The organism is Devosia limi DSM 17137, assembly GCF_900128975.1.
GTDB lineage: Bacteria > Pseudomonadota > Alphaproteobacteria > Rhizobiales > Devosiaceae > Devosia > Devosia limi.
The window spans coordinates 211,730-234,458 of sequence record NZ_FQVC01000004.1 but is presented as its reverse complement, the minus strand read 5'-3'; the positions used below and the strand labels follow the sequence as shown (position 1 = coordinate 234,458).

General features: G+C 62.3%; 24 protein-coding genes. 7 read left to right on the top strand and 17 right to left on the bottom strand.

The window, feature by feature from the left end:
* Nucleotides 1-114: 114 nt before the first annotated feature.
* The 6 genes from BUA69_RS08625 to BUA69_RS08600 form a co-directional block, all read right to left on the bottom strand.
* Entirely contained in the window at nucleotides 115-705 is a 591-nt protein-coding gene (locus BUA69_RS08625; RefSeq protein WP_052950490.1) for a PhzF family phenazine biosynthesis protein, read from the bottom strand.
* Complete coding sequence (locus BUA69_RS21420; protein WP_052950491.1) at nucleotides 696-1,001, bottom strand: PhzF family phenazine biosynthesis protein; 306 nt, start codon at nucleotides 999-1,001, stop codon at nucleotides 696-698. Before BUA69_RS21420 ends, BUA69_RS08625 begins: the two co-directional genes overlap by 10 nt.
* A 40-nt stretch (nucleotides 1,002-1,041) precedes the next feature.
* Nucleotides 1,042-1,533, bottom strand: coding sequence for a heme-degrading domain-containing protein (locus BUA69_RS08620; RefSeq protein ID WP_046134891.1), 492 nt, complete (start codon nucleotides 1,531-1,533; stop codon nucleotides 1,042-1,044).
* A gap of 168 nt (nucleotides 1,534-1,701) precedes the next feature.
* The gene (locus BUA69_RS08615) at nucleotides 1,702-1,965 is read right to left on the bottom strand and encodes an EF-hand domain-containing protein (protein ID WP_046134892.1); all 264 of its coding nucleotides are present in this window, start codon (nucleotides 1,963-1,965) and stop codon (nucleotides 1,702-1,704) included.
* A 464-nt stretch (nucleotides 1,966-2,429) separates the two neighbouring features.
* The gene (gene ilvC / locus BUA69_RS08605; protein WP_046134894.1) at nucleotides 2,430-3,449 is read right to left on the bottom strand and encodes a ketol-acid reductoisomerase; all 1,020 of its coding nucleotides are present in this window, start codon (nucleotides 3,447-3,449) and stop codon (nucleotides 2,430-2,432) included.
* 12 nt (nucleotides 3,450-3,461) lie between these two features.
* Nucleotides 3,462-4,097, bottom strand: a complete 636-nt coding sequence (locus BUA69_RS08600) for a TetR/AcrR family transcriptional regulator (RefSeq protein WP_046134895.1) — start codon at nucleotides 4,095-4,097, stop codon at nucleotides 3,462-3,464.
* Between the two features lie 267 nt (nucleotides 4,098-4,364).
* Here BUA69_RS08600 and BUA69_RS08595 point away from each other — a divergent pair, with 267 nt between their 5' ends.
* The 4 genes from BUA69_RS08595 (at nucleotide 4,365) to BUA69_RS08580 (ending at nucleotide 8,807) form a co-directional block, all read left to right on the top strand.
* Nucleotides 4,365-5,798 (top strand): MFS transporter, encoded by a 1,434-nt coding sequence (locus tag BUA69_RS08595; protein WP_046134896.1) that lies wholly within the window; start codon nucleotides 4,365-4,367, stop codon nucleotides 5,796-5,798.
* Between the two features lie 182 nt (nucleotides 5,799-5,980).
* Entirely contained in the window at nucleotides 5,981-7,111 is a 1,131-nt protein-coding gene (locus BUA69_RS08590) for an NADH:flavin oxidoreductase/NADH oxidase (protein ID WP_046134897.1), read from the top strand.
* A gap of 50 nt (nucleotides 7,112-7,161) precedes the next feature.
* Nucleotides 7,162-8,259: a phosphatase PAP2 family protein gene (locus tag BUA69_RS08585; protein ID WP_046134898.1), complete on the top strand. Its 1,098-nt coding sequence runs from the start codon at nucleotides 7,162-7,164 to the stop codon at nucleotides 8,257-8,259.
* Nucleotides 8,260-8,369: 110 nt separating this feature from the next.
* Nucleotides 8,370-8,807 carry a hypothetical protein gene (locus BUA69_RS08580; protein ID WP_052950492.1) on the top strand — a complete coding sequence of 146 codons (438 nt, stop codon included), beginning with the start codon at nucleotides 8,370-8,372 and terminating at the stop codon, nucleotides 8,805-8,807.
* A 76-nt stretch (nucleotides 8,808-8,883) separates the two neighbouring features.
* On the opposite strand, the gene BUA69_RS08575 is transcribed toward BUA69_RS08580, so the two are convergent.
* The 6 genes from BUA69_RS08575 to BUA69_RS08550 form a co-directional block, all read right to left on the bottom strand.
* Nucleotides 8,884-10,806, bottom strand: coding sequence for a potassium transporter Kup (locus BUA69_RS08575; protein WP_046134899.1), 1,923 nt, complete (start codon nucleotides 10,804-10,806; stop codon nucleotides 8,884-8,886).
* A 160-nt stretch (nucleotides 10,807-10,966) separates the two neighbouring features.
* The gene (locus tag BUA69_RS08570) at nucleotides 10,967-11,581 is read right to left on the bottom strand and encodes an NADPH-dependent FMN reductase (protein ID WP_046134900.1); all 615 of its coding nucleotides are present in this window, start codon (nucleotides 11,579-11,581) and stop codon (nucleotides 10,967-10,969) included.
* 303 nt (nucleotides 11,582-11,884) lie between these two features.
* Entirely contained in the window at nucleotides 11,885-12,619 is a 735-nt protein-coding gene (locus BUA69_RS08565) for a pyridoxine 5'-phosphate synthase (RefSeq protein ID WP_046134901.1), read from the bottom strand.
* Nucleotides 12,620-12,798: 179 nt separating this feature from the next.
* Entirely contained in the window at nucleotides 12,799-13,353 is a 555-nt protein-coding gene (gene ilvN, locus BUA69_RS08560) for an acetolactate synthase small subunit (protein ID WP_046134902.1), read from the bottom strand.
* Nucleotides 13,354-13,517: 164 nt separating this feature from the next.
* On the bottom strand, nucleotides 13,518-15,287 hold the full coding sequence (locus BUA69_RS08555) for an acetolactate synthase 3 large subunit (protein ID WP_046134903.1): 1,770 nt from the start codon (nucleotides 15,285-15,287) through the stop codon (nucleotides 13,518-13,520).
* Nucleotides 15,288-15,542: 255 nt separating this feature from the next.
* Nucleotides 15,543-16,136 (bottom strand): SRPBCC family protein, encoded by a 594-nt coding sequence (locus BUA69_RS08550; RefSeq protein ID WP_244468729.1) that lies wholly within the window; start codon nucleotides 16,134-16,136, stop codon nucleotides 15,543-15,545.
* Between the two features lie 139 nt (nucleotides 16,137-16,275).
* Here BUA69_RS08550 and BUA69_RS08545 point away from each other — a divergent pair, with 139 nt between their 5' ends.
* Together BUA69_RS08545 and BUA69_RS08540 are read left to right on the top strand one after the other, a co-directional pair.
* Nucleotides 16,276-16,737, top strand: a complete 462-nt coding sequence (locus tag BUA69_RS08545) for an SRPBCC family protein (protein WP_046134904.1) — start codon at nucleotides 16,276-16,278, stop codon at nucleotides 16,735-16,737.
* 139 nt (nucleotides 16,738-16,876) lie between these two features.
* Nucleotides 16,877-18,379, top strand: a complete 1,503-nt coding sequence (locus tag BUA69_RS08540; protein WP_046134905.1) for an inorganic phosphate transporter — start codon at nucleotides 16,877-16,879, stop codon at nucleotides 18,377-18,379.
* On the opposite strand, the gene BUA69_RS08535 is transcribed toward BUA69_RS08540, so the two are convergent.
* The 4 genes from BUA69_RS08535 to BUA69_RS08520 form a co-directional block, all read right to left on the bottom strand.
* A complete protein-coding gene (locus BUA69_RS08535; protein WP_052950493.1) occupies nucleotides 18,369-18,839 on the bottom strand; it encodes an NUDIX hydrolase in 471 nt (156 codons plus the stop codon). The two genes, BUA69_RS08540 and BUA69_RS08535, sit on opposite strands and share 11 nt — an antisense overlap.
* Before the next feature lie 141 nt (nucleotides 18,840-18,980).
* Complete coding sequence (locus tag BUA69_RS08530; RefSeq protein ID WP_046134906.1) at nucleotides 18,981-19,196, bottom strand: cold-shock protein; 216 nt, start codon at nucleotides 19,194-19,196, stop codon at nucleotides 18,981-18,983.
* Nucleotides 19,197-19,504: 308 nt separating this feature from the next.
* Nucleotides 19,505-19,777: a membrane protein gene (locus tag BUA69_RS08525; RefSeq protein WP_046134907.1), complete on the bottom strand. Its 273-nt coding sequence runs from the start codon at nucleotides 19,775-19,777 to the stop codon at nucleotides 19,505-19,507.
* A gap of 78 nt (nucleotides 19,778-19,855) precedes the next feature.
* Complete coding sequence (locus BUA69_RS08520; protein ID WP_052950494.1) at nucleotides 19,856-20,239, bottom strand: DUF423 domain-containing protein; 384 nt, start codon at nucleotides 20,237-20,239, stop codon at nucleotides 19,856-19,858.
* A gap of 152 nt (nucleotides 20,240-20,391) precedes the next feature.
* On the opposite strand from BUA69_RS08520, the gene BUA69_RS08515 reads away from it, so the two are divergent.
* Nucleotides 20,392-21,810, top strand: a complete 1,419-nt coding sequence (locus BUA69_RS08515; protein WP_052950495.1) for an MATE family efflux transporter — start codon at nucleotides 20,392-20,394, stop codon at nucleotides 21,808-21,810.
* A 15-nt stretch (nucleotides 21,811-21,825) separates the two neighbouring features.
* Here BUA69_RS08515 and miaA read toward each other — a convergent pair whose 3' ends face one another.
* Nucleotides 21,826-22,704 carry a tRNA (adenosine(37)-N6)-dimethylallyltransferase MiaA gene (gene miaA / locus BUA69_RS08510; protein ID WP_046134908.1) on the bottom strand — a complete coding sequence of 293 codons (879 nt, stop codon included), beginning with the start codon at nucleotides 22,702-22,704 and terminating at the stop codon, nucleotides 21,826-21,828.
* Nucleotides 22,705-22,729: the final 25 nt, after the last annotated feature.

The window sequence follows — 22,729 nt, the reverse complement described above, 5'->3', positions numbered from 1 at the left end:
CACCGCTTGTGCCGTGTTGGGAATGACCTGCGGATCAAGTCCGCGGGCAGCAAGGAAGAGGAAGGTGAATGGCAGGTGACAGACGGCTGGCGACAGAAAAAACTGCCGCCGACACTAATCACCCAGATCCAGCACGCCCTCACCGACAATCACCGCATGCCCGCCGATGCCACCATGGGTCAGCACCTCGTTTTCCATCCGCAACTGGATGGTGATGCGGCAGGGGCGGCCCATTTCATGGCCCTGGCGCAGCACGAAATCGGTCTGGCCATTGGCGACATCGCTATTCTCGGCCAGCAGCCCGATCAGCGCTGCGGCGGCCGAGCCGGTGCCCGGATCCTCGCCCACATCCATCCCGAACATCCGCGCCGCCAGGTCATTGTCGGACTCCTCGGGCGTGCGGGTAAAGACATAGGCCGAGTTGTGGTCATGCGAGAATACGCTATCCCATATCCTTGTATTGATATTGATCCGGCGGAGCACCTCGGCATTGCGCACCGGCACGAGGTGGAAGGTTACGCCGGCCGAGAACACCGCCGGCTGCAACACATCGCAACCGATGTCGTCGATATCGATGCCCAGGGCCTGCGCCATGCCGAGCCGGTCGGTCAGCGACGCAATCCGGCTGGGTAGGCGCGGCAGCGCGAAGCGCGCCTCACCGCCCCGCTTGTCACGACGCTCGAACAGGGCCGTGATCAGCCCCACCTTCTCTCGATCCGCACCGCCGTGACCTTGTTCTGCAGCCCCAGCACCACGGCAGACCCAACAGTCGGGTGGCCGGCAAATGGCAGTTCCGTCGTCGGCGTGAAGATGCGCACTGCGGCCGTATTGCGCTCGGCCTGCGGCTTGAAGATGAACACCGTCTCGCTAAGGTTGAACTCACGGGCAATCGCCTGCATCTCGCCATCGAGCAGGCCATCGCCCTTCGTCACCACCGCCAGCGGATTGCCTGCCAGGCGATCCTGCGTGAACACGTCGAGCAGCAGATAATTGAGTTTCATCACAGCATCCCAGTGCAGAAAAATCGCAACATCGAGCGCACTATTCCGGCAACAGCGCGAACGCGGCCCGGTCTCGCCCCAGATGGTCGCACAGGGCATCGACGGCAACACCATGATCAGAGCGCCCCGGCAGGCCCGAAATCGTCAGGCAGCCGATAATCCCGGCTCCGGCAACCCGCAATGGAAATCCACCTCCGGCGATAACGTAATCGGCTGGATCAACGCCGGACTGCGGCAAAAACGGCCCCTCGCCGCGCTCCAGCACCAGCCGATAGCTGGCGCGCTGGAACCGACGTACGGAATTGATCTTGCGGCGTACCCATTCGGCATTGTCGGCACTGGTGCCCGCGGTCGCCGCAAAGAACATCTGCCGGTCCCAGGTCCGGATATCGACCACCAGGCCAAGGCCTTCCGCCAGCGCACGCGCGCGGATCGACGAGCCCAGCGCATAGGCAACCGCCTCATCGAATTGACTCAGCACCAATTCCTGCTCCTGGCGTTTCACCAGCGCGATATCGGCGTCATTGGCCATGGTCGAATCCCCCCCAGGGCCCGATCGGGCCGCGCACAGGTTTAGATCAGGCTGGCGCCGCTGGGGAGTCTGCTAAAACGCAAAATGTCGGGACCACCGGGCATCGAACAAGATAATGGGCCGGCAAGCGACAAAAGTCGCGCCGGCCCATTACCATCTGACGCCATTTTACATAGCGGCGTGCGCTGCCATATAGGCCTTCAACGCGACCGCGAACTCGTCTTGGTTCAGGTTCCCGTCCTTGTCCGAGTCAGCGTTCATGTACTGGCCCAGGGTAATATCCGGCGCCCGTGCCTGTGCTTCGGACATCGAGACGTAATTGTCGCCGTCGATATCAACGTCCTTGAACACATAAACGGGGTTCGTCCCCTGCGCGAATGCGGACCCGGCAAGTGCAGTAAAACCAATCGCCAGGAAGATAAGCTTCTTCATTGGTAATCTCCGACTTCAGTGTGCCCGTTTAGCCTCACCGCGAGCACGGAACGGTGTTCAAGAAATCGACAAGCCTCGCGCGGCATAACTGCCACCCGTCGAAAATCGCCTGGGATCTAAGCGTCTGAAAATCTGGCGTCAGGACGATGCACTGCACGCCATGCAAGCCATCGAAGCCGCGATGCGCCATGGCTGCAGGAAGAACGAACGGACCCAACAAAGGTTCCAGGGTTCCTTGGAGATGAATAAGAGGCTGAACAAAACAGAATATTCATCGAGACAAACGCTTCTATTATTGAATAAAATACTCAATTTTAGATCGATCGACGAATTTATTCAGCTTTGAACTATATAGAATTCAAATTTACTATCAAAGCCCAGCCCGACATCGCACTGGGATCTGCTGTATACTGAAAATAGCGCGCAAAAGAAAACGGGGGCCGAAGCCCCCGTTTGTAATCGTCTTAGTTCTTTGCCTTGTCGACCAGCGCGCCGGCCTTGATCCAGGGCATCATGTCGCGCAGCTGCGCGCCGACGGCTTCGATCTGGTGTTCGTCAGCCAGACGACGGGTCGCCTTGAAGCGCGAGCCGCCGGCCTTGATTTCCTGCATCCAGTCGCTGGTGAACTTGCCCGACTGAATGTCGTGCAGCACGCGCTTCATCTCGGCCTTGGTTTCCGAGGTGATGATGCGCGGACCGGTGACATACTCGCCCCACTCAGCAGTGTTCGAGATCGAGTAGTTCATGTTGGCAATGCCGCCCTGGTAGATCAGGTCGACGATCAGCTTCACTTCGTGCAGGCACTCGAAATAAGCCATTTCGGGCGCGTAGCCGGCTTCCACCAGCGTTTCGAAACCAGCGCGGATCAGCTCGACCAGACCGCCGCAAAGCACGGCCTGTTCGCCGAACAGGTCGGTCTCGCATTCTTCGCGGAAATTCGTCTCGATGACGCCCGAACGGCCGCCGCCAACACCCGATGCATAGGCCAGCGCGATGTCATGGGCATTGCCCGACGCGTCCTGGTGCACGGCGATCAGGCATGGCACACCGCCACCCTTCTGGTATTCGCCACGCACGGTGTGGCCCGGGCCCTTGGGCGCGATCATGATCACGTCGACAGTCGACTTGGGCTCGATCAGGTTGAAGTGCACGTTGAGGCCGTGCGCAAATGCCAGCGCGGCGCCGTCACGGATGTTCGGCTCGATGTGCTGCTTGTAGATATCGGCCTGGAGCTCGTCCGGGGTCAGCATCATGATCACGTCTGCCCACTTGGCAGCGTCGGCAACCGACATCACCTTGAGGCCTTCGCCCTCGGCCTTCTTGGCCGATGGGGAGCCGGGACGCAGCGCCACGACGACGTCGGTCACGCCCGAGTCGCGCAGGTTCAGCACATGGGCATGGCCCTGCGAACCGTAGCCGACAATCGCGACCTTCCTGGACTTGATGATGTTGAGATCGGCATCACGATCGTAATAAACGCGCATGGTTGTTCCCCTTTATTGCGTTGTATCCGCCCCGTAGAGGGCAAAGAACTGGTCTGTCGCGGCCTTGGCATCGGCCTCGATATTAGTCTGGGCCAGGGTCTTGTCGCCGAGCAACATGCGGATTTGCACATCGCGGACAACCAGCCCGAAAAAGGTACGGAAGGCATCCTCGCTGCTGTCGAAACGCAGCAGGCGGGCATCGCGCCCGGCCTCGAAGATCGGCTTCAGCCGGCGACGGATCGCCAGCGGGCCATTCTCCAGCACGATAGTGCCGAGACTGTCCTTCTCCTGGGCGGCGTGGGTCACGGCTGTGCGGTTGAGCGTCACCGAGATTTCGCCGGTCAGCACCGTCAGCAGGTCGCGGGCGAACTGCTCGACGCTGCTGCGCAGCGCCTTGGCATTGAGGTGGGAACGGTCGACCACCGGCATGCGCACCTTGGCCGCCTGCCATTGGACGGTCGCCGTTAGCAGGCCATCGCGGTCACCGAACCACTTGTAGAGCGTTTCCTTGGAGCAGGAGGCGCGGCGTGCTACGGCGGTCATGGTCAGCCCATCGCCATTTTCGACGAGCAGATCCAGCGCCGCCGTCAGCACAGCCTGCTGGCGGGGGGTGAACGTCTCTTCGTTGACCTTGATGGTCAGGGCCACGGGTGATCCTCATACAGTGCCGTCGGACGGGTCCAGCCGACTTCGTGCAGAGGCGTACCGTACGGTACGGTTCTACGCAAGAGATTTGTTGTGAAGTGCACTTTCGCAGCCCACGCGCACGACGCCGCCACGCCACCACGCCACGCAGCGCCCCATCGCCTGCCTGAAACCATCGCCAAGCGGGCCCAATCCAATAAAACAAGCGATTGCTTTTTTAATTGGCCGGAATATAACAAGCCAAGACTTTTGAAATTATGAGTTCATCCCATGTCCGACACTGCCGACAGCAATGGTAGCTGGGCCGAGATTTTCACCCCGCGCTATGCCACGGTGACGCTGATCCTGTGCCTAGGCGTTGCCCTCTTCGCCTTCAATGCCTTCCTGGCCTCGACCGCCCTGCCCACTGCCGTCCAGCATCTGGGCGGCCTTGAACTGATCGCCTGGGCGCTGACGCTCTATCTGGTCTTGGCCATTATGGGCGGCGCTGGTGCGGCATTGCTCAAGCAGCGTCTGGGCGCCCGCACCGCACTGCTGGTGGCCGGCGCGGTTTTCCTCTTCGGCACGCTGATTGCCGCCAATGCCGGCACCATGACCGAGGTGCTGATCGGACGATCCTTCCAGGGACTGGGAGAAGGCGTCGTCGCGGCAATCTGTTTCGCGCTCATTCCCGAACTGTTCCCTGCCCGCCTCGTGCCCAAGGTCTTTGGCATGCAGGCCGTGGTCTGGGCTGTCGCCGCCTTTGGTGGCCCCGTCCTTGCAGGCCTTTTGACCGAGCTGGTCTCCTGGCGCGCCGCCTTTCTCGTCAACGTGCCGCTGGTGCTGATCTTTGCGGCCATGGTGGCGGTCGTCGTGCCTGGCAAAGCCGACACCACGAACGAAAGCCCCGGTTTTCCGGGCATTCGACTGCTCACCATTGGCAGCGGCATCATGCTGGTCGCGCTGGCCAGCATCGCGCCGCCGCTGCAGGCTGCCGCCCTGCTGGTTGGTGCTGCCATCCTGCTTGTCGGCTCGGTCTGGCTCGATCGCCGCAGCCGCGTGCGGTTGATGCCGACAGGCGCCTTCTGGCCCAATTCGGTCATCGGCTCGGGCTTGCTGGTCGTGTTGTTCATGCCCGTCGCCGGCGCGACCTCAGCCGTCTATCTGGTGCTGCTGACCCAGCAGCTCTGGGGTTACGGCCCGACCCTTGCCGGCGCCATCGGCGCGGTCATGGCTGTCGCCTGGAGCCTCTCGGCCATCACCGTCGCCAATATCCGCCAGCGCGAAACCCGCAAATTGCTGATCCGCACTGGCCCCGCGCTGATTGCCCTCGGCCTGATCGGCATTCTCATCGGCCTGCTCACCGGCCAGCTGATCATCGTCCTGCTCTCCCAAATCGCCATCGGCTCTGGTTTTGGCATATCCAATGGCTATCTGAACCTGACGCTGATGGAAGCCGCCTCCGACGCCGAGCGCGACCGCACCTCGGCCCTGCTGCCGACCACCCAGTCCGCCGGTAATGCCATCGGCGCGGCTTTGGCCGGCGTCGCTGCCAACACCGCCGGCTTTGCCACTGCCATCACAGTCGAACAGATCCACCTCGCGATCATTCCGGTGTTTGTCGTCGGCGCCACCATGGCCGGCTTCGCTTTCCTCGCCGCCCTGCGCATGACCCGCCTGATGAACGCCCACGCCACCCAATCGAGCTTTGCAGCGGCCCAATAATTGCCCCCGCTCCACTGCGCGGGATGCGATCCTCCCGATCCCATTCCCGCGCAGTCTCGCTGTCGGGCCCCACCTTCATGGATAGCCGTCACATCGATTTGCTTTCATCGGTACTTGCCGATGGATGCGCGAATGTGCATCTTCTGGTCCCGTCGTCCCCGACCGTGAACCCAGAGCCCCTCATGTCCCAGCTGTTTTCGCCCGCCACCCTGCGCGGCCTCACCCTGCGCAACCGCACCGTCGTGGCGCCGATGTGCCAATATTCGGCCAGGGACGGTCTCGCCAATGACTGGCATCTGGTCCATCTCGGCCGCTTCGCCATTGGCGGCTTTGGCGCGGTGATCCTCGAGGCGACCGGCGTCACCCCCGAAGGCCGCATCTCTTATGCCGATCTCGGCCTGTGGAAGGACGAGCAGATCGCGCCCCTCGCCCGCATTGTCGATTTCCTCCACAGCCAGGGCGCTGCCGCCGGCATCCAGCTCGCTCACGCCGGCCGCAAGGCCTCCTCGCCGGTGCCGTGGCGCAATGGCTTCACCGAAACCGAGGCCGAAAAGGCCCAGATCGGCTTCGAGCACTGGATACCCGTCGCCCCCAGCGCCATCGCCCATTCCAGCAATCCGAACTACCAGACCCCGACCGCCCTCGACGCCGCTGGCATCAAGGGGGTCATCGACGCCTTTGTCGCCGCCGCCATCCGCGCCGATCAGGCTGGCTTCGATATCGTCGAGGTCCACGCCGCCCATGGCTATCTGCTCAATCAATTCCTCTCGCCATTGGCCAATAAGCGCACCGACGACTATGGCGGCAGCCGCGAAAACCGCATGCGCCTGCCGCTGGAGGTGACCAAGGCCGTTCGTGCCGTCTGGCCCGCCCACAAGCCGCTCTTCGTCCGTCTCTCGGTGACCGATTGGCACCCCGATGGCTGGCAGATCGAGGACAGCATCGTGTTGGCGCGCGAACTCAAGGCGCTCGGCGCCGACGCCATCGACGCCTCAACGGGCGGCTTTGACGGCGCCAGCGTCCCCGTCGGCCCCAATTACCAGGTGCCCTGCGCCCGCGCCGTGCGCGAAGGCGCCGATATCCCCACCATCGCGGTCGGCCTGCTTGGCGCGCCCGAGGAAGCCGAAGCCATCATCACCAATGGGGATGCCGACTTCATCGCCCTGGCCCGCGGCGCGTTGGACGATCCCAATTGGCCGCTGCACACCCGGCTGGCAGTCGGCGACAATGACTACAGCCTGTGGCCCGTCCAGACCAACCGCGTCCGCGAACGCCACCGCTCGCTCAAGCAGCATGGATTTAGTGCCCCATAACCAGTCTTTAAGCCGCATCTGCTAGGCGTCGATCCATCAGGAGTACCTTGATGGATCGACACGAGCGCACCGCAAGACAGTATCTCGCCGCATTGCGCTCGGCTATTGGCGCTGACCTACCCCTTTACATTATCGCCGCGCTCTACGTTATTGGCGGCTACATGCTGATGGCGGGCATGGAACAGACGGCGTTTGGAACACTGAATGCCTACTACTTCGCCTGGTCGATCAATTTCGGTATTGCCGCGCCGATCTTTGTAGCCGTTATCGGTTTCAGCCACATTACGATCCGCCTCAACAGGCGACGCGCGCTCGCCTACCGGGCAATGTTTGCGCCAGCCCGCGTGGCCCGGTTTGCGGCAGGGACGATCCTGCTCCTGACGGCGCTTTTGCTGTTCACCACGATGTTCTCATCGATCAAGTCGACATTCCCACTGGCCAGTGGCTTCCTGTTCGATGTGGCTCAGGCCGACATCGACAAAGCTATCCATCTTGGTACCGACCCCTGGCGATACCTCTACGCAATAGCCCAGCATCCGATCGTGCTTCGGGTGGTCGAATTCAATTACAACGTCGTCTGGTTCATCCTCTGCTACTTCACACTCTATTGGGTGGTGACATCGCCCAGGGCGGACCAGTTCCGCTTGCGCTACGTGCTGACCTGGATGCTGAGCTGGGTCATCATCGGCAACCTGATCGCCGGCACCTGGCTCTCGGCCGGTCCGGCATTTTACGGCCTGGTCACAGGCGACACCGAGCGCTTCGGCGAACAGCTGGCCTTCCTGGGCATCACCGCCGGAGAACGCAACTCCGCCCACAATTTGCAGGCCTATCTCTGGGACCTCTATGAAACCGGCAATGTCGGCATTGGCTCGGGTATCTCGGCATTCCCGTCCATCCACGTGGCCATGGTCGTCCTCAATGCCCTATTCATCGGCGAGCTGTCACACCGCCTCGGCGCACTGATGTGGTGCTATGTGGCTTTCATCATCATGAGCTCGGTCTATCTGGGTTGGCACTATGCCATCGATGGTTACGTGTCTGTAGTGGCGGTACTGGTCATCTACTGGGCTCTGCGCAAGCTCCTCCCCAAGATCGCCATGCGCGCGAACGCCGCCGTCACCGAACCTGTGACCAACGCAACATAAAATTCCACAAACCGTCGAATCCGCAACGCAAAAAGGCCGCTTTCGCACCGCCACTCTTGCGGCGGCGGCGGGCGATCACCAGATCAGCGAGCACCACGGGGAGTGACGGCATGGATACCAAGACCGCGATTATTGCGCTGATGAGCGTCTGGGGGGTTGGTACCTGTGCCACCCTGCCGGCAAATGCCCAGGAAAAGGCCGAGCCGACCGAAGACGCCGTCGAAGACACCGCGCCGCAAAACCCACTGCTCAATCGCGTCTGGGTGCGTGCCGATGCCGATCCCGGCCTGCCCGGCCCGATGCAGATTTTCCTCGAGGATGGCACCCTCGTGACCGATAGCTGCTGGGAAACCTATCGCCTGTCCAAATGGCAGCAGGTCTCCGATTCGGCGATCAGCTGGGACGAGGACGGCATGACCATCAATGCCGATATCGCCACCCTGAGCGACACCGAACTGGTGCTGAACCTCAAACTCGGCAGCGATGTGCAGGAACAGCGGTTCGTGCCGGCGAACGTGCCCTATCTCTGCCCCGACATGGTCAAATAGGCCGCCGGCGCCGCTTCGGGCGTCTTTGGCCGCATTGGCGACGGCAAGGCTCCGACGAACGGCGCCACCGCCAATGCTAGAGCACCACCTGCGTGCCGATCTCGACCACCCGGCCGGTCGGAATATGGAAATACTCCGTCGCGTCGCTGGCATTGCGCGCCAGCCGCACGAACAGCCGGTCCTGCCAGAAGCGGAACAGGCTGGCCTTGGGTGCCGGCTTCAACGAGCGGCGCGACAGGAAGAACGATGTCGACATGATATCGAACTTCCAGCCCAGCTTGCGGCCCAGTGCCAGGGCCTTGGGAATATTGGGGCTTTCCATATAGCCGAAGGTCACGACCACGCGGCTGAACAGCTCGTTATAGGCCTCGATGATCACCTTCTCGTCGTCATTGACGCGCGGTGACGTCGAGGTCCGCACTGTCAGGATGACATTCTGTTCATGCAGCACCTTGTAGTGCTTGAGGCTGTGCAACAGCGCCGTCGGCGCGCCTTCGATATCGCTGGTCAGGAACACCGCGGTGCCAGGCACCAGGGTGGGCTTTTTCTTCGACAGGTTCTCGACGAGGAATTGCAGCGGCACCTCATCGCGTCGGGTCTTTTCCGACAGGCGTTTCCGCCCAGCCATCCAGCTTGCCATGATCACAGCGACAATCAGGGCCACCACGGCCGGCACCCAGCCGCCCTGGAACAGCTTGGTGGCATTGGCGGCGAAGAACCCACCATCGATCACCGCGAACACGATGCCAAATCCGATCACCGCCAGCGGGTGCCACTTCCAGTTGCGCCACATCACCACCACCAGCAGCGACAGCGTCATCACCATCACGCCCGACACCGCGATGCCATAGGCATGCGACAGTGCCGAGGAGCTGCCAAAGGAAAGCACCAGCAGCAGCACGCCCAGCATCAGCATGGTGTTGATCTGCGGCATATAGATCTGGCCGCTCTGGGTTTCGGAAGTGTGCCGAACCACCATACGCGGCAGCATATTGAGCGCGATGGCCTGCTGGGTCAGGCTATAGGTGCCAGAAATCACCGCCTGGCTGGCAATGATGGTTGCGGCGGTCGCCAGCGCCACGAATGGGCCGATAGCCCATTCCGGCTGCATCTCGAAGAACGGGCTGTCCACGTTCTCCATGCCCACCTTGAGTACGAACGCGCCCTGCCCGAAATAGTTGAGCAGCAGGCACGGAAACACCAGCGCAAACCAGACGATGACGATGGGTTTGCGGCCGAAATGGCCGAGATCGACATAGAGCGCCTCGGCCCCGGTCACCGCCAGGAAGATGGCGCCGATGACGACAAACGAGACACTGAAATGGGTGGCGATGAATTCCACCCCCAGATACGGATTGAGTGCCCAAAGCACCGCCGGATAGTCGATGATATGGACCAGCCCGGAAAAGCCCAGCACCAGGAACCATAGCCCGGTAATCGGCCCGAACACCGCCGAAACCTTGGCCGTGCCGAAGCGCTGCACGAAGAACACGCCCAAGATGATCACCAGCGTGATCGGCACCACGAAGCGCTCGAGATGCGGCGCCACGAGCTTGACGCCCTCGACAGCCGACAGGACCGACATGGCTGGGGTAATAATTGCGTCGCCGAAGAACATCGCCGCCCCCATCACGCCCAGAACGGTGATCCAGGCCGGCGGATTGGTGAAGGTCTTGCGCGCCAGCGCCATCAACGAGAGCGTGCCGCCTTCGCCATTATTGTCGGCGCGGGTGACGAAGAACACATATTTGACCGCCACGGTCAGGGTGAGCGCCCAGACGATCAGCGACAGCAGGCCCAGAATCTCGCTGGAACTCGACTCCACGCCCGGTCGGACATGCATGGCCTCGCGAAAGGCATAGATCGGGCTGGTACCAATATCGCCATAGACCACACCCAACGCGCCCATGAGCAGCAATGGCAGATCTTTTCTGGATTGGGGATCGTGGCCGCTCGCATCGACACCGGCGCTTTGGCCGGCAGTATTCGTCTGCGTCATGAACCGTGTCTTTCTGGTCGAAGGCGGGCGCCGCTATACACCCGACTAGGCTCACATACAACTCCTTACCCGACAATGGCATGTCCCATGCAGAAAGGGCCGCCCCTTGCGGAGCGGCCCTCGCCGGTAAACGAAAGTCCGGACAGGACCTTCGAAAGTTCTATTCTGCGGCCTGGGCGAGCGCTGCGTCTTCATCGCGCGCCGTCCGGGTGGCCTTGGCCCACCAGGTCAGCTGGTCCAGCATATCCTTGGCCGAACCGCCAATGGATGGCGCCAGGTCTTCGATCGATTTGGTACCGCCGAAGGCCGGGTGCACCGACACGAAATCAGCACCGCCAATATGAACAGCCGAGCGGACGGGAACCATCTGCAGCTCGACACCGATTGTGCGCAGGTGTTCGACAGCGCGGGCGCCACCAACACTGCCGTAGCCAACAGCGCCGAACGGCTTCTTGTTCCAGTTCACATAGGCCTGGTCGAGCGCGTTCTTGAGCGCACCGGTGATCGAGCGGTTGTACTCGGCGGTGACGAACACATAGCCGTCGAATTCGCTGATCTTTTTCTGCCACTTGACGGCATTGGCGTTCTGCGAGGGCATCCAGGCATTGGAGGCCATTTCGTCAAAGAACGGCAGATCGAAATCGCGCAGGTCGACGATTTCAGCGGTCAGCTCGTCGCGCTGGTTGATCTGTTCGGCAATCCACTGTGCCGGCTTGTCGCCAAAACGGGTCGGGCGGGTGGACGAGATAATCACGGCAATCTTGAGTTTGGACATTGGAGCCCTCCTTGGTAACAAATCGTAACTGAGGCGATATATGTGCCTTTCCCGATTGGTCACAAGGGGGCACCGAATTGTCGCCCGCGCACACGCGGCTACCTAGGGCACCAAAAGGTAAGTATCGGTAGAGATTGGGATTTCCATCGATTCTGCGGTCGCGCAGTCGGGTATTTTCCCGCCCATGCGGCAATACGGAACGCAGCGTTCAGGATAAGCGATCAAATGAGGCCGCAATAACTGCCAACAAAACGGGCGCCGCGCTGCTGCGACGCCCGCAAATCTGTCGACGCATCGAGACGCTTAGCCGCCGAGCACTGTCCGGTAGCGCCGCACCGCCTCGGGAAACCCCATCAGCAATGCATCGGCGGTTATGCCGTGGCCGATCGAGACTTCGGCGATTTCGGGCATGACCTGCATGAAGACCGGCAGGTTCTCCAGCGTCAGGTCATGGCCGGCATTGACCACCAGCCCCGCCGCATGCGCCGCCCCGGCCGTTGCCGCCAGCAGCATCAGATGCCGGTCTCCCTCTTGCGTGCCATAGCTGCCGCCATAGGGCCCGGTATAGAGCTCAACCCGATCGGCGCCGATGGCCTTGGCGGCAGCCGGCACGCTGGGATCTTCGTCGATGAACAGCGAGATGCGGATGCCCGCCGCCTTCATCCGGGCAATTGCTGGTTCCAGTACGCCACGATTGGCCTCGATGTCCCAGCCATGATCCGATGTCGCCTGCTGCGGATCATCGGGCACAAACGTCACCTGGTCGGGTGCCACCGCTTCCACCAGCGCCAGAAAGTCCGCGCTCGGATAGCCCTCGATATTGTACTCGGCGCGCGGATACTCGGCCCGCAGCAGGGCCTCGAGCTCGTGCACATCGGTCAGCCTGATATGCCGCTGATCGGGACGCGGATGAATGGTGATGCCACTGGCACCTGCATCGAGCACAACACGCGCCATTCCGGTCACGCTGGGCCACGGCAGATCGCGGCGATTGCGCAGCTGGGCGACGGCATTGAGATTGACGGAAAGAACAGTCATGGGAGCATCCGGATCATTTCGGCGCGACCATTACACCAATGACGCCGCAAGCCCAATCGAACCTTTTGATAAGCCCCATCAGCTGCGGAAATGAGGGAGCGCCCTCAGGGTCCCAGTCCCACCACAATGGACGCAACACCGAGGACAAACCGGGCGGCGCCGTGACGCCGCCCGCGTTTCTACATGCCCTGCGGGCCGCGCGAAATGGCAGCCAGCCCGGTGCGCACGACTTCAACCAGCCCCAATGGCTGCATCAGGGCGATGAAGCTGTCGATCTTGGCCGGCTTGCCGGTCACTTCAAACACGAAGCTTTCCACCGAGGCATCGACGATCTGGGCGCGGAAGGCATCGGCCAGCCGCAGCGTCTCGGCGCGGCTATCGCCCGAACCGGCAACCTTGATCAGTGCCAGTTCACGCTCCAGCGAGGCACCTTCGGCGGTCAGGTCATGCACCTTGTGCACGGGCACCAGGCGCTCGAGCTGCAGCTTGATCTGGATCAGGGTCTTGGGCGTAGCGATGACGACAACGGTGATGCGACTAAGTCGACGTCCGTGTTCGGTCTCGCTGACGGTCAGGCTTTCGATATTGTAGCCACGCGCCGAAAACAGCCCCACCACCCGCGCCAGGATACCGGGTTCGTTGTCGACGAGGACCGAGAGCGTGTGGCGCTCGATTTCCTGGGTTTCCTTGGTCAGGAAGTATGCCGACCCTGTCGGCTGCAAATGTGCGTTCATTTTCTTGTTCCTCAAAGGCCTGGGCAGATCGTTTCCAAAACCACTGTGTCATTCCGGCGAAGGCCGGAATCCATGCTGTGTCCTGTCCGCAAACGCGTTGGCGCGGTTGGCCTTCAGCATGGTCCCCGGCTGGCGCCGGGGTGACCCTGTGGGCGTGGCGACAATCACACCAAGGCGCGTCCCTTCTCGTCGATGATGTCCCCGATATTGGCGGTATCGGGCAGGATGATCTCATTGTGCGGCTTGCCCGAGGGGATCATGGGCAGGCAGTTTTCGTCCTTCTCGACGATGACGTCGAACAGCACCGGGCCGTCATAGTCGAACATTTCGGCGATTGCCGCGTCGAGCTCGGCCGGGTTTTCGCAGCGGATGCCCTTGCCGCCATAGGCTTCGGCCAGCTTGACGAAGTCGGGCAGCGATTCCGAATAGGAATGGGCGTAGCGCGAGCCATGCAGCAGGTCCTGCCACTGGCGCACCATGCCCATGCGCTCATTGTTGAGAATGAAGATCTTGATCGGCAGGCGATACTGCACCGCCGTCGACAATTCCTGCATGGTCATCTGCACCGAGGCTTCACCGGCAATATCGATCACCAGCGCATCGGGATGGGCAACCTGCACGCCGACCGCTGCCGGCAGGCCATAGCCCATCGTGCCCAGGCCGCCGGAGGTCATCCAGTGGTTCGGCTTGTCGAAATGGAAGTGCTGGGCGGCCCACATCTGGTGCTGGCCAACCTCGGTGGTGATGAACACCTCCTTGCCCTGCTTCTTGGACGCTTCATACAGCCGCTCGATGGCGTATTGCGGCTTGATGACGGTGTCCGAGTTCTTGTAGCCAAGCGAGTCAACGGCGCGCCATTTGGCGATCTGGTCCCACCAGGGGGCCAGTGCTTCGGTGCGCGGCTGGTTGGCCTTGCTGCGATAGATGCGGACCATTTCGGCCAGCACGCGTTCGCAATCGCCGATGATCGGCACGTCGACGCGCACGACCTTGTTGATCGAGGACGGGTCGATATCGACATGGATCTTGCGGCTGCCCGGCGAGAACGCGTCGACGCGGCCGGTGATCCGGTCGTCAAAGCGCGCGCCGATATTGATCATCAGATCGCAGTCATGCATGGCGAGGTTGGCTTCGTAGGTGCCATGCATGCCCAGCATGCCCAGCCATTGCGGGTTGGACGCCGGGAAGGCGCCAAGCCCCATCAATGTCGAGGTCACCGGGAAGCCGGTGATCTCTGCCAGTTCGCGCAGGTGCGCGGAGGCTTCCGGGCCGGCATTGATCACGCCACCGCCGGTATAGAAAACCGGGCGTTCAGCCTTGAGCATCATGTCGACGGCGGCGGTAATGGCGGCGGTGTCGCCATCCATCTGCGGGCGATAGCTCTGGTGGCGCAGGGTGTCGAGGTCGGGCATGTAATAGTCGCCGAGCGCAAACTGCACGTCCTTGGGAATATCGATGACCACCGGACCCGGGCGACCGGTGGTCGCGATCAGGAAAGCCTCGTGCATGATCCGCGGCAGGTCTTCGACGCGCTTCACCAGATAATTATACTTGGTGCAGCTGCGGGTGATACCGACGGTGTCGCATTCCTGGAAGGCGTCCGAGCCAATGAGATTGGTCGGCACCTGGGCGGTGATGCAGATCAGCGGGATCGAGTCCATCAGCGCGTCGGTCAGGCCGGTAACGGCATTGGTCGCGCCGGGACCGGAGGTGACCAGCACCACGCCGGGCTTGCCGGTCGAGCGGGCATAGCCTTCGGCCATGTGGGTCGCGCCCTGCTCGTGCCGGACCAGGATGTGTTGGACCTGTTCCTGCTGGAACAGCGCATCATAGATCGGCAGTGCCGCGCCGCCGGGATAGCCGAAGATGTGCTCGACCCCCTGATCGGTCAGCGCCTGTATCACCATTTCCGCGCCGGTCATCTTTTCGGCCATTGCCCTAGTCCTTCCAAGTCATCGTTTTGCCCCTCACTGAGGGAAACCGTCTGCCATGTTCGCGCCTGTTGTCCGCATTGGCGGAAAAAAGGCAATAAAAAAGGCCCCATTCGGGACCTGTGTTCGGCGCACCAGCAATCGCGCGGGGTTTCACCCCACGTTGCCAATGCGCCTGCGTACTACGAGAATGGATGCCCGCACCGGACCTCTCCTAAATTCAATGCGCGTATTGATAAAAGCATTGCGCCGGGGGTGTCAAGCGTTTCCCTCCCGGCCTTCGGCGACCGCTTTCAGGTTGGCCAGCCCCTGCTCGAACTGCCCGCCCACCAGGCGCTCCATGCTCAGCACAATGCCCATCAGCCGTCCCATGAATGTCAGCGGACCATGCATCGCCCACGTCACTTCGGTGCCATTGGACTGCTGCACCAGGGTGAATTCGGCAATATTCTGCGCCTCGAACGGCTTGATGAAGTGCAGCTTGGCGACAATCTTGCGGCCGGGCTGCGCGTCGACGATTTCCATCCGCCCCGCCCCGACTGTCTTGTTGCCCTCATAGGTGTAGATCGCGCCCAGCCCGATCGGGGCGCCCTCATAAGTGCGCTTCATCTCGGGATCGAGATTGTCCCAGGGCGACCACAGTGCCCATTTGCGGAAATCGGCGATCAATGGATAGATCGTCTCGGCCGGCGCCGCGATAACAATGCTGCGCTGCAGCCTGAATTTGTTGGGCCGGGTGGCCGCAAAAACCACGATGGCCACCAGCAGCAGCGCGACAAGGATCAGCACGGTTTCGATGATGGCCTCCATCTTCCGGGCGATTGTTGTTCTGGCTCCGGACCATCTGAGCATCGCTATTTTCGGCCAGACGCGCAACCCGCCTTTGGTCGGCTCCTCTACGACCCATCACTTAGCTAGTCACTTAAGCATTGACAGTGCCAAACCCTTTACTTAAGGTTTCTCTTAACCAATAAGGAGAAGGAGAAAGACCATGACCGACCATTCCATTGTCCACGGCACCTTCGTCATCGAACGCAAATTCGCCGCCGACCCAGCCCGCGTTTTTCGCGCCTGGTCTGATCCGCAAATCAAGCAGCGCTGGTTCGGCTCGTCCGAAGATGGCAAGGGCGTGTTCGATTTCCGCGTCGGCGGCCGCGAGCATAGCGGCGGCAAGGGTCCCAATGGCGCGCTGTTCAGCTTCGACGTGCTTTATCAGGACATCGTTCCCGACAATCGCATTGTCTATTCCTATGACATGACCATGGACGGCCGCCGCATCTCGGTCTCGGTCGCCGCTGTCGAGCTTTTCCCCGATGGCACCGGCACCCGCATGCAGGTCACCGAACACGGTGCCTTTCTCGATGGCCTCGACAAGCTCAGCGATCGCGAAAGCGGCACCAATTGGCTGATGGACAAACTCGCCGCCGAACTGGACCGCCAGCTCAAGGACTAAATGTCTCCCGTCCCAGCCTCGCGCTGGGACATTTCTGTCGACAACCGATCAATTCGGCGGCGATCACGGCATTATTCTGTGGCAAGCCGGGCGATGAATGCTAAGGGCGCACCACGATTCAATGTGACAGCCAGAAAACATGACCAAAAGCGCCCTCGACAAGGACCTGCAGCGGGTTTCGGGTTTAGAAATCGCCACGCATGACCTGGCCCGTTCGCTCGCCGCCCCCGGCATCGCTCTGGTTTTCCTGCTCGCGGCCATGGTCTGGGCGATCTTCGCCGTCACCGATGGCCCGATGAGCTACCTGGCCGTCATCGCCGCCGTCATCGCTGGCTATATGGCGCTCAATGTCGGCGCCAATGACGTCGCCAACAATATGGGTCCCGCCGTCGGCTCCAAGGCGCTGACCATGGGCGGCGCCCTGGTGATTGCAGCGGTATTTGAATCCGCCGGCGCTCTGCTTGCCGGTGGTGACGTGGTCAATACGGTCGCGCGCGATCTCCTGGTTCCCGGCACGCATCTGTCCAATACCACCTTCGTGCTGGTGATGATGTCGGCTCTCCTGGCCTCGGCCCTCTGGGTCAACCTGGCGACCTATATCGGCGCTCCGGTCTCCACCACCCATGCGGTCGTCGGCGGCGTTGTCGGCGCCGGTGTGGCGGCAGCCGGCTTTGGCGTTGTCGCCTGGCCGATGATTGGGGCGATCATTTCGAGCTGGGTCGTCTCTCCGGTTCTGGGTGGGGTATTCGCCGCCATCCTGCTGGCTTTCATCCGCAAGACCGTCACCGGGCGCATCGACAAGGTGTCCGCCGCCCGCATCTGGGTTCCCGTCCTCGTCGCCCTGATGACCGGCATCTTCGCCATGTACCTCGCCACCAAGGGCCTCAAGCGCATCTGGTCCCCCGATATGGTCACCACCATTGCGCTGGGCCTGGCCTTTGCCGGGCTGGGCTGGATCGCAGCCATGCCCTGGGTGCGCGCCCGCTCGCTGACCATGGAAAACCGCAAGAAGCACATTGCCTCCCTGTTCCGCCTGCCCCTCGTGGTCGCGGCTGCCCTGCTCTCGTTTGCCCATGGCGCCAATGACGTGGCCAATGCCGTGGGTCCGTTTGCCGCCATTGTCGCCGCCATCCAGTCCGGCGAAGGCAGCATTGGCAGTGTCGACATGCCGTTCTGGGTGCTCTCGATCGGCGCCATCGGCATCGCGCTGGGCCTGGCTTTGTTCGGCCCCCGCCTGATCCGCACCGTTGGCGAGCAGATCACCAAGCTCAATGAAATTCGCGCCTTCTGCGTTGCACTGTCGGCGGCCTTTACCGTGCTCACCGCGTCGGCGCTCGGCCTGCCGGTATCATCGACCCATATCGCCGTAGGCGGCATCTTCGGGGTCGGCTTCCTGCGCGAATACTGGTCCTATCGCGACATGAAGGGTGCCGCGGTGCCCGTGCATGCCCGCTTCATTGATCCGGCCATGCTCAATGCCACGCCCGCTGAAGCGCTGGCCCGCGAACGCAAGCGCGAACGCCGCCGGCTGGTGCGCCGCCATCACGTCCTCAGCATTGCCGCCGCCTGGGTGGTCACCGTGCCGGCATCGGCGCTGCTGGCAGCCATGCTCTATCTCGGGGTCAATGCGCTTATCGGGTAGCGCCGCGTGCGCTTAGCCGGCTGCTCAGCAGTTCCACATGGCGGCTGAGCGCCGGGTCCGCCAGCAGGCGGCGCGCCTCTGGCAGCAAAGTCCAATGGCGCAGGCGCTGATCCATTTCCTGCCACTCATCCAGCTGGGTTAGCACCCGCAGCGGGAACAGATCGACATCGATGAGTTCGCTGCCGCTGCTGCTGGCGCGATAGCTGCCAATGGGGGTGTTGCTGATCTCGCCGGTGACGCCGCCCTCTTCCATTGCCTCGCGGGCCGCACTTTCCCATGGCGTCAGGCCGGAACCGACCGCGCCCTTTGGGAAAATCCAGCGCCCGGTCCGCCGGGAGGTGATGAGCAGGAAAGTGGCGCGGCCATCGACCACGCAATAGGGCAAGGCGGCCGATTGGCGCGCCCCGGCTGCCTCGGCCACATTGGGGCTCCAGTTCCGCAAGAACTCGCGCATTTGCATGGTGTCGTTCTCCGTTGCTGCTGCAGCAGGTTTGGCATGGACCGGCGCGTGGTGTCCATCACGCCGCCCGCCAAGGGCGGGTTTCAGACAACAAAAAAGGCCCCGCTAAGGGCCTTTCTCGTCGTGCGATTCAACTAAGGCTTAGCTGATCAGGGTCAGGTTCGTTGCCGAAACCTTGCCATCGCGGCCGGTTTCGAGCTCGTAGGTGACCTTGTCGCCTTCATACAGGCCCTGCAGGCCCGAACGCTGGACAGCGGAGATGTGGACGAATGCGTCCTTGTCGCCGCCTTCAGGCGAGATAAAGCCGAAGCCCTTGGTGGTGTTGAAGAATTTGACGGTGCCGGTAAAGGTCGACATGCTTGTGATCCTCACAAATGAGTGTTCGCCGCCGCAGCGGCGGCTAAGGGTTGAAAACCGATTACTGCAATATGCAGTGCACGGGCCTAACGATTCACAGATCAGGAGGTAGCCAAGCTTCCCGGCGGGCCGGTCGATCAGATAGCGCAAGACGAGTGTAAACGTATCTACGATATATGGCGGTTATCGGTGGCGAATACAAGGCAATTCCCGAATTCCATTAAAATCACCCGACCTGGACAAGACTCCAGATCGGGCTGCTTGGCGCCTCGGGGCGCGTGCCGCGCGTTTGTTACGCAGCCCCTGGATTAGCCGCGTGGGCAGTAATCGATGTAGCGCGTGCCATTCGGGCGTTCGTAAACGCACTTGTCCGGGCTGTCCGCAACCTTGCCGACAATGCTGCCGGTCGCTGCGCCAACAACGGTACCGATACCGGCACCGATCACCGTGCCAGCCACCGATCCGGTGGTCGCCGCACCAACGATTGCACCCGCGCCCGCGCCGAGGGCCGCGCCCTGCTGGGTGGAAGTGCAGGCGGCCAGCGACAGTGCGGTGGCAGCGATAATCAGAAACTTATGCATGTGAACCCTCCGGGAAATAGTCAAAGACAAATGCGACAGCCCATCTTTGGTTCCATCCAAGGATTTTCGCAAGTTGATTCAGTTAAGCTTTTTTAAGGGATTTATTGTTGCCCCTGCCACCATCAGGGCTGCCCAGCCACCGATCATAGCGATGCCACCAAGCGGTGCGGCCAAGGGAAACGCCCCGTGTCCCAGCCATTCACGCACCATGAGATCGCCAGCGAATATCACTGTCCCGGCCCCGATCAGACCTGCCGCGACTGCCAGGATTCGATGTCGGAGCCCCGATAGTCCCAGCGCCAGAAGCGTCGGTCCATGCGCCAGGCAAACGGCTGAAATCGCGGCCAGATTGCGCGTTTCCTCGCCATGGGAAGCGCCTGCCGCAGCCATCACGCCGGCTCCGCCCACCAGGCCCCCGACCATCAGCGTCGCCCGGACGGCCATCGAGATATCCTGTGTCATCGGCAATTCTCCCTGCGGCACCCGCCGCTCGCCCCTGCGGCGGCACCGGTAGCACCAGCCGCGCGCCAAGGCGCCCGCTCGCGCGACTATCCGCCTGGCTTCCCCCCCGCTCTATCATGGGTTAGAGCTTGGCGGCGAGTAGGACAAATTTCATGAGTGACGAGACAACGGCAGCGCGCCACGCCGCCGCACGACCCTTTTCCGCCTTCGATGGCTGGACGCGCGAATTGGCAGCGACCTTTACGCTGGCCTGGCCGCTGGTCATCGCCCAATTGGCCCAGACAGCGCTGACCACTACCGACGTTATCATGCTCGGCTGGCTTGGTCCCCAGGCGCTCGCTGCCGGCACCCTGGCCACCACCTTTCTCATGCCATTCATGGTGGGGGCGGTCGGCATTGTCGGTGCCGTTGCGCCGCTGGCCGCCCAGGCGCGCGGCGCCCGCAATATCAAGGCAGTCCGCCGCATCGTCCGCCAGGGCTTCTGGGCCGCGATCCTGCTTGCCACCCTGCTGATCCCGATCCTGCTGCAGATCCGCACCATTTTCGGCTGGCTGGGCCAGGACCCGACCAATGCGCGCCTCGCCGAGGAATACATCCATGTCGGCGTCTGGATGCTCTATCCCGCATTGATGGCCGTCGCCCTGCGCTCGCTGCTGTCCGCCTTCGATTCCACCCGCGCCATTCTCGTCATCACCGTCAGCGGCGTCTTCTTCAACGCCGCGCTCAATTACGTGCTGATCTTCGGCAATTACGGCTTTCCGCGTCTTGAACTGCGTGGTGCCGCACTCGCCACCATGATCACCAGCTTCATCATGTTTGCCATGATGCTCGGCTTTGTGCTGCGCCATCGCCGCTTCAAGCGCTTCAACATCCTGTTGCGCTTCTGGAAGCCCGACTGGGCCCGCTTCCGCGAAATCTTCCGCATCGGCACGCCCATTGGCCTGACCGTGCTGGCCGAGGTCGGGCTGTTCACCGCTGCCGCGCTGCTGATGGGGCTGCTGGGGACCGATGAGGTGGCCGCCCATGCCGTCGCCCTGCAATGCGCCTCCATGGCCTTCATGGTTCCGCTGGGCCTGGGCATCGCCGCCACGGTTCGCGTCGGCCTCGCCTATGGCCGCGGCGACGTCGATGGCATCACCAAGGCGGGCTGGACCGGATTTGCACTGGGCACCGCGTTCATGCTCCTGTCATGCATCGTCTTCCTGCTGTTCGCCCCCAATATCGTCACCATCTTCCTCAGCCCCAGCGATCCCGCCAATGCCAACGCTCTGGCGCTGGCGGCGACATTCCTCGTCATCGCCGGCGTGTTCCAGCTGGTCGATGGTGCCCAGGTTGTGGCCGCCCATGCCCTGCGCGGCCTGAGCGACACCAAGATCCCCATGCTGCTGGCCATCTTCGGCTACTGGGCGGTTGGCCTGCCGGTCGCCTATGTGCTGGGTTTTGTGTTGGAATGGCGCGGCGTCGGCATCTGGATCGGCCTGGCTGCGGGGCTGGCCTTTGTCGCCGTAGTGCTGGTCGCCCGCTTCGCCATGCGCGAGCGCCTGGGCCTGCTCGACGGGCTCCCCCGCTAGGGAGCGGCGGCAGTCTCAGTGAAGCCGCGGCCAGTCGCCCATGCGGTTGCGAAACCATGTGCGTTGCCGCTTGGCATATTGCTGGGTGGCGATCACCGACAGGCTGATGGCCTCCGCGCGCGACATCCGCCCGGCCAGCCATTCGCCGATCTCGCGGACACCGATGGCTTTCATCGCCGGCAATTGCGGATCGAGATGCTGCGCCATCAGCGCCTCGACCTCTTCCACCGCCCCGCTTGAGAACATCGCCTCGAAGCGCTGCGCGATCCGCCGCCGCAAGAGATCGCGGTCCGGGTCCAGAACCAGCATTTCGCAAGCAAACCCGGCAAGCAATCCAGCATGCTGGCTGTTTTGGTAGCTCGAAAGGGTGTTTCCGGTCGCCCGCTTGACCGCCAGTGCCCGGGTCAATCGCTGCGGATCGGCCACTTTCAACCGCGCCGCCGTCTCCGGATCCTCCCGCATCAGCAGCGCCAGCCGCTGCGCGCCATCCAGCGCCGCAATCTCCTGTTGAACCGCGAGCGCCACCGCCTCCGGCACCTCGGGGACATCGGCAAATCCGTTGAGCAGCGCATCGAAGTAAAGCCCCGTACCGCCAACGAAAATCAGCGGCATATCCTCGGGCAATGTCGCGAGGACATCGCGCACGGCATCCAGATATCGCCCGGTGGAAAACCGCGTCGCCGCCGGCACAAAGCCATAGAGCCGATGCTCCGCCAGCGCCTCATCCTCGGCGCTCGGCCGCGCCGTCACCACCCGCAGCGTGTCGTAAACCTGCATCGCGTCGGTGTTGATAATCACCCCGCCGCCCACCTGCGCCCGCGCAAGCGCCAGCGCCGACTTGCCGCTGGCAGTCGGACCCGCTATCAGAACTGCGCGTCTGCGGCCGCTATCCACACAAAACCTCCAGAGACATCAAAGC